Source organism: Sediminispirochaeta bajacaliforniensis DSM 16054, assembly GCF_000378205.1.
In the GTDB taxonomy this organism is placed as follows: Bacteria; Spirochaetota; Spirochaetia; order DSM-16054; family Sediminispirochaetaceae; genus Sediminispirochaeta; species Sediminispirochaeta bajacaliforniensis.
In genome coordinates, this window is sequence record NZ_KB899411.1 from 219,016 (window position 1) to 228,215 (window position 9,200).

Below are 9,200 nucleotides of genomic sequence, written 5' to 3' on the forward strand. Positions count from 1 at the left end.
CTAATTTAATCATATGTCAATTATTTTTTAAGTAAAATAACTTAAAAGTTTAAGTTGTCTTGCAGAGACAAATCGATATATAATGAACACCATGGCAGCAACATTAGACGACATTGCACGACAAGCCGGAGTTTCCATAGCCACCGTTTCTATGGCGCTCAACAAAAAAAAGGGAGTCAGCAAAAGCAAGGCCGAAGAGATCCGGCGTATAGCTCAGGAGTTGGGTTATCAAAAGCAGCAGGAGCCCGACCTCGACGGCAGAACGCTCCGATTTGTGCAGATCCTAAAGTCCTCCGACTCCTGGGATGATACCTACCGTATCTTTATCGCCGAATACCTTGAAGGCATTACAACGGTGGCCGCGGCGCACGGAATGACCGTGGACATTCAGACCTTTATGCTGGAAAACATCAAGGCCATCGGATGTCGCGAAACCCAGGAAAACGGTGTGGGAACGATTTTTCTCGGTGCAGGGCTTTACCGGGAAGATGTCCGCCTTCTTCACGAAATCGATCCGCACGGGATCTTTATTGATGTGTGCTACTATGGGATCAATGCGACCTTTGTCGATATCGATAATGCCGAAAGTATCTATCAAATCGTATCCCATCTCGTCGATAAGGGGCATAGCCGAATCGGCTTTATCCAGGCCGATAGGCTGAGTCCCAATTTTCAGGCGAGGGAAGATGCATACAGGGCGGCCCTCCGCCTTTTCGGGCTTGCATACAGCGACGATATGGTTGTACGAATCGCTACCAATAGAGAAACAGGGAAACAGGCCTTCACCGATTATTTTAAAACCCACCGCGGTCATGCGAGCGCCTTTCTGTGCGCCAACGATATCCTTGCCTACAACTGCATGAATGCCTGTCGGGATATTGGTTTGACAATTCCAGGTGATATTGCCCTCGTAGGTTTCGACGACCTTCCGGCAAGTAAAGAGCTCTCTCCTTCCCTCTCAACGGTACGCATTTCGCGCAAAAGCATTGCGGAACGGGCATTTCATCACCTTATCGACTACCAAAGGGGATTGGTACCACCTCCCCCCGAAAAAATCCTCATCGCAGGGCGACTGATGATACGGGAAAGCTCATAGAAAGCATAAGGGACCAAACGTCTCGGAAAATGTCATATATCAATGCCATTCCATTGCCATCAAAGAAAACTGCAGTTTGGCAAGCTCCGGGAGAGAAAAATTTTCGATCTCCAAGAGCTCCTTAATAACGTCTATCCTGTACTTCATGGTGTTGTAGTGGATGCTAAGCGCCTTTGCAGCACGGGACATGTTACCGGAATGATTGATAAACAGCCTGAGACTTGACACATATTCCGTATGATACGAAGCATCATATTCCCGAAGCCGCAAAAGAGGCGGATAGCAGAGGTCCTCCGGGTTTACACTTTGAGAACAGAGGAAGAGTATGTCAGTAAGGAATATATCTTCATAACAGGAAAGTAGCCGATCTGCCGGGGCAAAGCGAAGGGCGGCTTTGGCCTGGCGAAGATGTTCTGCAGTCTTGGATAGGAGATCATACTCCCTGCTGATGCCACAGCGGAATTTGTTTCTCTCGGCAAGCGCCGCAAGCTCCTTCCTCTTTTCGGGGGAAAGACTCTTTCCCGCATTACCGTTGAGAAGGGCAACAACCTGATCATCCACTACGGTGCACAAGCTTCGTGGAAAAATGGCTTGCACTTTTCTTTGGATGAAGCTGGGGGCACAACATTCGTTCTTGTTTTCCCTTGTTTCCCGAACAAGGAGAATACGCAGCCGCCCTTCCACTTTAACATCAAGGATATTCTGCAGATGCTCGATTTCCTCTTTCGTCCCAACCTCCTCCCTGAGAATTCGACTGAGGAAATAATCGCCTCTGCTATGCAAATCGAGATAGGAAAGATGGTATTTCTGAAGTTCGGCGGAAAGGCTTTTTCCAAGCAGAGCGACGATATCGATATCTTCCCGGGTGTAACTTCGAGTACACCATATACCAAGCCTGCCTATAAGCTTTCCCTTTGCAACGACATCACAACCGATAACATCGGGACGCCCACCACATCCGGCTTCGATCGTCGGGATTCCCTCTGGATTCTGCACCCTTTGCAGATAACCTGATTCCTTGATCCGTACCAATTGCTTTTCTGAAATGACTCCTTCCTCGATATACTCCAACCAACGCTCGTCATCAAGGCCTTCCCCACCGACCTTTCGTATCAGCCGAAAAGCAGGATCAAGAAGATGTAACGGCATACCAAGCATATCATACCCAGCCTCCAACAATGGGGTAATCCCCTGTCCCTTGGAAAGGATGTCGAGAAAACGCTCGTATGCATGATAAAGGCGCCCTTCAGAGAGCCCCGGGCTTTGTTCCATGGCAGTACAGAAGTATAGTACGAAAAGCCCGGGAGCTCAATGAAGCAGAAATCTTAAGACAAAAAGCTAGTTCGCAAAATCTTCCAGAACGGATTGTCCGGCGATCCTTCCCGAGTTATAGGCCCAGGCTGCGGTTACACCTTCGATAAGGGGATATACGTTGTTATAGATTGCATTGACAACATTTCCTGCCGCATACAGTCCGGAGATTGGTTTTCCCGCCTTGTCGGTTACATTGAGGCGTGAGTCGGTAGAAATTCCGCCGAGCCCTCCGAGGGTTACAGTTTGACCCTTACAGGCATAGAAAGGCCCTTTCGTAATGGGGACGAGATACATGGGATCCTTTTCGAACTGTTCATCATTCTTTGCCGCACAAACCTGATTGTATGCCGCAACACTCTTTGCAAAGGTCGCCGGATTGATACCGATTGCCGTGGCCAAATCTTCGAGAGTGTCGCCTTTGAAGGCACCGCCTAACGTAAATGCGGTCCCGAACTGCTCGGAGAGGCCTGTCCAGGGCTCATGGATCGGGGTAAGCTCCTGTCCGGCCAGGCGCTCGGGGCTTTCGGTAATCCCCAGAGCCGAGGTTCCCCCGGATTCAAGGGCCGCAAGGCTCGTTGAATCGATGATCACGTAGTAGTTCCCTCCGGCCGCAGCGGTGGCATTTGCGACAAGAGCACTATCGTAGGCAAGAGCCTCGGATGCAAAACGCATACCTTGAGCGTTGACCCAAAGAGCCCCGGGATAGTTGGCAAGATGGTTGACCGCTTCGATGCCGCCGCGAGCCCCCTTATCGTCAATCGCGCCTGCCGCATTAATGACATCAAAGGGCATATCCACACCATGGTACTGGCTGAACTCCCGATTTTCTCCACCGGCTCCCACGGCCCTGGCCATCTTGATGCCGTCGCCGGTCTGGGTACCCGAGTTCAGCAGGCTCTGGGCAACACCGCCTGTGGCCTGGTCCAGCATCTCCCGATTGGCACCGAAGCCTCCGGAAGCGATGACCACGGCATTTGCATTGATGATCACCTTGGTTCCATCGGCCTTCTGTGCTTCGATACCGGCTACATGGCCATCCTTCATGAGAATCTTTTTGGCAGGAGTCTCATACATCACCTCTCCGTCGTACGTATCCAGATAGGACAACAACGACTTTATGTAATCGAGCCGCTTTGCATCCTCTTTATAGTGGTGATAGGTCTCGAATCCGCCTTCATGGGATTTCTGGACATTGGGAATAAGCTTGAAGGCGAAACCGTGATCCTCCAACCAATCGACGGTGGATGCGGATTGCTTGAAAAACCGCCAGGTGAGGCTGGGGTCGTTCAGCCAGGAGGTGTAATCCTGCCACACCTTGTAGACATCTCCGGTCCGACAAACCACGCCGGCCTCTTTCTGCAGCCTGGAATCGGTAGCGAAAATCCCCGAGGCAAGGATACTGGTGCCTCCCGGTTGTGCCGCTTTTTCGACAAGGATGACCTTTTCACCCCCTTCCGCCGCAGTAACGGCTGCCGCGCTTCCCGCGCCTCCGGCACCTATGACAACGACATCGCAGTCATAGGATTCGGTTTTTGCAGCATCCGTCTTCACCTGTACGGCTTTGAGTGCCTCTGCCGACCCACCGGCTTTTTCAACATCTTGTGCCGCCGCATTCAGGATCGCTTCACTTACCTTTGTAGCCCCCGATATCGCATCAATCGCGAGGCTTTGGTGCTCTACGATGGCCGCAGGAATTCGCTCGATTGCAGCAGCGGCTATGCTTGCAGTCTCGGAGTTATCGACAACCGCAACATCTGCAATCTTTCCCTCTTTGATGGTCATCTGAACCGTGACAGGCCCGTTATGACCATCGGCCGACGAGGTATATACCCCATCCTTCATGGTCTTATTCCCGCAGGAACCACATCCAAGCAGGAGAAACATCACCAACAAGGCAAAACCTATTCGTCGAAAGGACTTCTTCATACTGCCTCCCAAATATTATGTATCGATATTATTTTACTAAAAGCGATTTAAAAGGTTATTGGCCGAACCGTACAAATCAGGAGGCTTTTTTTCGTTGATCATTGCATCTAACTAACAAGAAAGGAACAAAGCCATGACGGAAGGCAAACACAGGTATGTGGAAATAGCTTGGACGTTATCAGCGTTCCATACGAATGAAACGGAGGAAACCATGAAAAGAGTTTTGTCCCTGTTCGCCCTTGCCGTCCTATCCGTCGGTATGGTATGTGCCGGAGGCAACCAGGAAACATCACAAACGGAAAAGCCGGTCAAAGAGATCTATTTTTGGCATGCATTCGGAGACGCGGCCAGGTCCCAATGGATAGAGGACCGGGCCGGTGAGTTCAACACCAGCCATCCGGGCTACAAGGTGGTGGTTGAGGCAAAGGGAAGCTATCGGGATACCCTACAGGCAGCCATTCTTGCCGATAAGCAGGGATCAGCCCCCCATCTGGTGCAGGTCTTCGAGGTAGGGAGCCAGCTCGCCTATGACTCCGGTATCTTTATGCCCGTCGGAGAGATCGGTTCCTTCGATACCTCCGACTATATCAAACCGGTACTTAACTATTACACCATCAATGATAAGGTCAATTCGATTCCCTTTAACAGCTCTTCTCCCGTCCTCTATATTAATAAAGATAAGATCGTGGAAGCAGGCTACCCTGTCGACTATGTTCCCGCAACTTTCAGCGACGTGATCAAACTTCTTGAAACGGCAAAGGCTAAGGGTGTCGAGGGGGCGAAGTTCTCCATGTGCCTCCACGGCTGGTATTTCGAACAGTGGATGTCGGAACAGAATGCGATGCTGGTGAATAACGGCAACGGTCGGGACGCACGAGCGACCGAGACAAACCTCAACAGCCCCGCAGGTATGAAAATCGGCAACTTTATGGCGGAACTTGCAAAAAAGGACCTCTACACCTATTCAGGAAAGTTTGAAGACTGGAACGGAAGCGACGCCATCTTCGAGGAAGGAAAAGCGATGATTCACATCACCTCCACCGCCGACCTCGGAAATATATCAAAGGCGGTCGAAGGAAAATTCAAGCTCGGCGTCGGTTTCATCCCCATACCCGACGGAGCGACAAGAAACGGCACCGTCATCGGAGGGGCCAGTGTTTGGGTCACCAAGAATCATCCGGAGGACGAGTTGACCGCTGCACGGGATTTCGTACTGTTCATGACAAATACCGAAAACATGGTTAGCTGGCATAAGCTTACCGGTTACTATCCGGTGCGCAACTCCTCGGTGGAAGCACTTAAGCAAGAGGGATGGTTCGACAGCGATGCAAATCAGATCGTCGCCTTCAATCAGCTTTTGCAGACGAAAAGCAACAAGGCAAGTGCCGGTGCTCTTGCAGGGACGTTAACCGATAACCGAACAATCATCGAAACGGCCCTCCAGAAGATCCTCCAGGGAGCCGACGTAAAGAGTGCCCTCGCTGAAGCGAAAATTCTTTCAGATACCAAGCTAAAGGAATATAACGCAAACTTTTAGTAACACGCTTTCTTTAGCTTTTCATATAGGGCTGATAGGAGCAGTCGTACGGCCGGCTTCTGTCGGCCTGTTTTTGTACAAGGAGCCTTTGATGAATATCTTTGATCAAGGGGAAAATGCCGTTTTCAGGGGGACATGGAAGGCGGTCCTTTTTCTTCTGCCCACTATTTTGATCCTCATCGTCTTTCTCTACTTTCCGGCGTGGCATTCGCTGGTTATGAGTTTTTTCCGAAACAACCTCTTTCTTGGGACCCATACATTCATCGGCCTGGGAAATTACCGAAATCTCTTTACCGGCCCCCTGGCCCCGGCCTTTCTCCAAAGTCTGACCCAAACCTTGCTGATCAGCCTCCTCATTGTCTTCATAGGGATTTCTGCTTCCATTTTCCTGGCCATACAGGCAAACAAAAAGATCAAGGGCGGGACCGTGTACAGGATGCTGCTCATCTGGCCCTTTGCCCTCTCTCCTGCCGTAGCCGGGACCATCTTCCTCTTCATCTTCAATCCCGAGGTCGGTATCATGAACACCCTTCTCGATTTCCTCTTTTCGGTAAAACCTCGCTGGCTCGATTCGCCCCTGCTTGCGCTCACGCTCGTGGTCTTTGCCGCTGTATGGAAGTATCTTGGGTATAACATCGTCTTCTACCTGGCCGCTCTGCAGAACATCCCCACCGAACCCCTTGAAGCGGCCGATATTGACGGGGCAGGTGCGTGGAGAAAATTCTTCAATGTGCTGTATCCTCTCCTGAGCCCTACCACATTTTTTCTGGTCTTCACCAATATCAGCTACGCCTTTTTTGAGACCTTCGGACTTATCGATATCCTTACAACAGGGGGTCCCGTCGGCCCCCCGACAGTGCTGGATAAAACGGGAATCACCACCACCCTCATGTACAAGGTCTTTCAGGACGGCTTTGGGGGAAGCAGCAATATGGGTTTCGCGGCAGCAGAAAGCGTCATTCTGACCATCATGGTGGGGGTTGTTGCCTATTTCCAATTCTCATCCATGGGCAAGGGCATACACTATCAGGGGTAATAGTATGAATAAGAAAAAAAAGGGCGCGCTCTGGGTACACATTGTACTCTGTACGGCGGTGATTCTCGTCTGTTTTCCCATCGTATTTGCACTTATAAAATCGACTCAAAACACTGCTCAGGTTCTTTCCCCGTCGCTGAAGATCGGATCCAGTTTTTTTCACAATTTCAAGCGGGCCTTTTTCGACTATAAACTCTGGATCTACATGAAAAACTCTTTGGTAATCTCCGTATATGTTACCCTAGGAAAGATTATTCTCTCCTTTCTTGCGGCCTTCGCATTGGTCTACTTCAAATTCAAAGGCAAGAAAATCATCTTTATCTTTATTATTGTAACGCTCATGATGCCGACCGAGGTGCTGATCCTCGGGCTCTTCAACCTGATCGCGAACAAACCTGCAGCCAGCCTGCTCCAATGGGCATCCTGGGTTTTCAACCCCGTCAAACTGCTGTTCCATCCCATTGCATACGGTTTCGGCTGGTCCAATACAAACCTCGCCATCATCGTTCCCTTTCTCGCCTCTGCGACGGGCGTCTTTCTTTTCATCCAGCACTTCAACTCTGTTCCCCGCTCCCTGGTTGATTCTTCCAGAATAGACGGAACAGGCCCTATAGGCTTTATTTTCCACATCCTTATTCCCATGAGCTGGAACACCATCGGAGCCCTGGCGCTGATTCAATTTGTCTATGTCTGGAACCAATATCTCTGGCCAAGGGTGATCGTCCGTTACGATGCCAATCAGGTGGTACAGGTCGGGATGAATAAAATCATTGCAATCGGCGATTCGGTCGCCTGGGGAGAGGTTATGTCCGGTGCCATCATCGCCATGATACCGCCCTTGATTATCTTTGCCCTGCTGTACAATGCTTTTATGAAGGGGTATGCGCTGAGTTCCGATAAGTAATGGATAGATGTTCTGTCCCGTAACACGAAAAAAGGAGGAAAAGACAATGCAGATGGAGATCATCGATTTAACTCCCGAAACAATCGCCGACTACGGCGTTTGCGGATACAAGGATGTGAAAAAGCACCTGGAACTACGAAAGAAAATCGACTGGTTTGCGGAATACTATCCGAAGGGGCTACGAATAAAGGTGCTCCTTGCGCAGCCCGGAGGCTATCAGGGAATGATCGAATACCTCCCCGCATCCTATGCGCATCGTCCGGTGGCGGCCGAGGGATATATGTTTGTTCAATGCCTTTTTGTCGGCTTCAAAAACGAATTCAAGGGAAACGGCCACGGGAGCTCCCTCATCGCCGCCTGCCTGGACGATGCAAAAGAGCAAAACATGGCCGTGGTTGCCAGGAAAGGCTCTTTTATGGCGGACAACAGGATCTTCCTCAAAAGCGGTTTTCGGATCGTCGACAGCAGCAAGCCCGATTTCGACCTGCTGGTCAATCAGTTTGATGACAGAGTACCAGCTCCCCGTTTCAAGAAGGCCGAGATGCAGGAAAGCCTGAAACAGTACAGCGACGGATTAACGATAATCCGGTCCGTCCAGTGCCCCTATACGGAGAAGAACGTCAATGCCATCGTAAAGACGGCACAAAGCCAATTTCATCTTGATCCCAACGTAATCGATCTTAACGACGCGGCATCTGCTCAGGCTTCGCCCTCGCCTTTCGGATCCTTTTGTATCATCTACAACGGGAGAATCATCAGTCACCATCCCATCAGCAACAAACGTTTCGAGAATATCATGCATAGTGTCAGGAATCCTGGTGATAAGTGAAAGCATGTTTCCGCCGTTGAATGATCAGATAATCCTTTCAATGTTCCCTCAATCCCTGTACATATGGCTCATTCGGTTTCTGCCTTGACAGATACTCACTAACCGTTTATCAGTTTTGAACAATCGGTCAAAAATGATATGATAATTAAGAATAAGAACGAAATAATTCGGAAGGCAATTCCGGTTTTTAACCGAGAAGGAATACCGGGAGCATCTGTTGCCGCTATCGCAAAAGAGATTGGAATCGTAAAAGGCACGCTCTACTATTATTTTGACTCATAGCTGTCCAAAATAATCATAGCAACTCCATCTGAAGCGTTAAATCTTGAGGAGATGACGAAACCCCGAATGGCTTATTCAACCATTCCCATAAACTTCGCCTGGAAAATAGAAGCATTGGGATGACATTCATCAGACTTCCAATTGTCCATTTATGGGTTGATAGAAATTTAAGATAACTCAATAACAGGTAAGAAATCATTGCAGTCCATATTTGAATAAGTATTGCATTTCGACTGGTTCCGAGGAAACTTTTTATCTTGAGATTCTGTTTCATAG

The 9,200-nt window shown here is 49.6% G+C and carries 8 protein-coding genes; 6 read left to right on the forward strand and 2 right to left on the reverse strand.

Going from position 1 to position 9,200, the window contains the following annotated elements; translation table 11 throughout:
• The first annotated feature begins 91 nt into the window (after positions 1-91).
• Positions 92-1,096 (forward strand): LacI family DNA-binding transcriptional regulator, encoded by a 1,005-nt coding sequence (locus F459_RS0107740; protein WP_245540113.1) that lies wholly within the window; start codon positions 92-94, stop codon positions 1,094-1,096.
• Between the two features lie 39 nt (positions 1,097-1,135).
• Here the strand turns inward: F459_RS0107740 and F459_RS0107745 are convergent, their stop codons facing one another.
• A complete protein-coding gene (locus F459_RS0107745) occupies positions 1,136-2,368 on the reverse strand; it encodes a PucR family transcriptional regulator (protein WP_020612162.1) in 1,233 nt (410 codons plus the stop codon).
• Positions 2,369-2,434: 66 nt separating this feature from the next.
• A complete protein-coding gene (locus F459_RS0107750) occupies positions 2,435-4,336 on the reverse strand; it encodes an FAD-dependent oxidoreductase (protein ID WP_020612163.1) in 1,902 nt (633 codons plus the stop codon).
• A 211-nt stretch (positions 4,337-4,547) separates the two neighbouring features.
• Here F459_RS0107750 and F459_RS0107755 point away from each other — a divergent pair, with 211 nt between their 5' ends.
• The 5 genes from F459_RS0107755 to F459_RS24645 all read left to right on the forward strand — a co-directional run bounded on the left by F459_RS0107755 (position 4,548) and on the right by F459_RS24645 (position 8,924).
• Positions 4,548-5,873 carry an ABC transporter substrate-binding protein gene (locus F459_RS0107755; protein ID WP_020612164.1) on the forward strand — a complete coding sequence of 442 codons (1,326 nt, stop codon included), beginning with the start codon at positions 4,548-4,550 and terminating at the stop codon, positions 5,871-5,873.
• A 91-nt stretch (positions 5,874-5,964) separates the two neighbouring features.
• Positions 5,965-6,909, forward strand: a complete 945-nt coding sequence (locus tag F459_RS0107760) for a carbohydrate ABC transporter permease (RefSeq protein WP_020612165.1) — start codon at positions 5,965-5,967, stop codon at positions 6,907-6,909.
• A 4-nt stretch (positions 6,910-6,913) separates the two neighbouring features.
• A complete protein-coding gene (locus tag F459_RS0107765; RefSeq protein ID WP_020612166.1) occupies positions 6,914-7,813 on the forward strand; it encodes a carbohydrate ABC transporter permease in 900 nt (299 codons plus the stop codon).
• Between the two features lie 46 nt (positions 7,814-7,859).
• On the forward strand, positions 7,860-8,642 hold the full coding sequence (locus F459_RS0107770) for a YoaP domain-containing protein (protein WP_020612167.1): 783 nt from the start codon (positions 7,860-7,862) through the stop codon (positions 8,640-8,642).
• A gap of 138 nt (positions 8,643-8,780) precedes the next feature.
• Positions 8,781-8,924 carry a TetR/AcrR family transcriptional regulator gene (locus tag F459_RS24645; RefSeq protein WP_081623716.1) on the forward strand — a complete coding sequence of 48 codons (144 nt, stop codon included), beginning with the start codon at positions 8,781-8,783 and terminating at the stop codon, positions 8,922-8,924.
• Positions 8,925-9,200 lie beyond the last annotated feature (276 nt).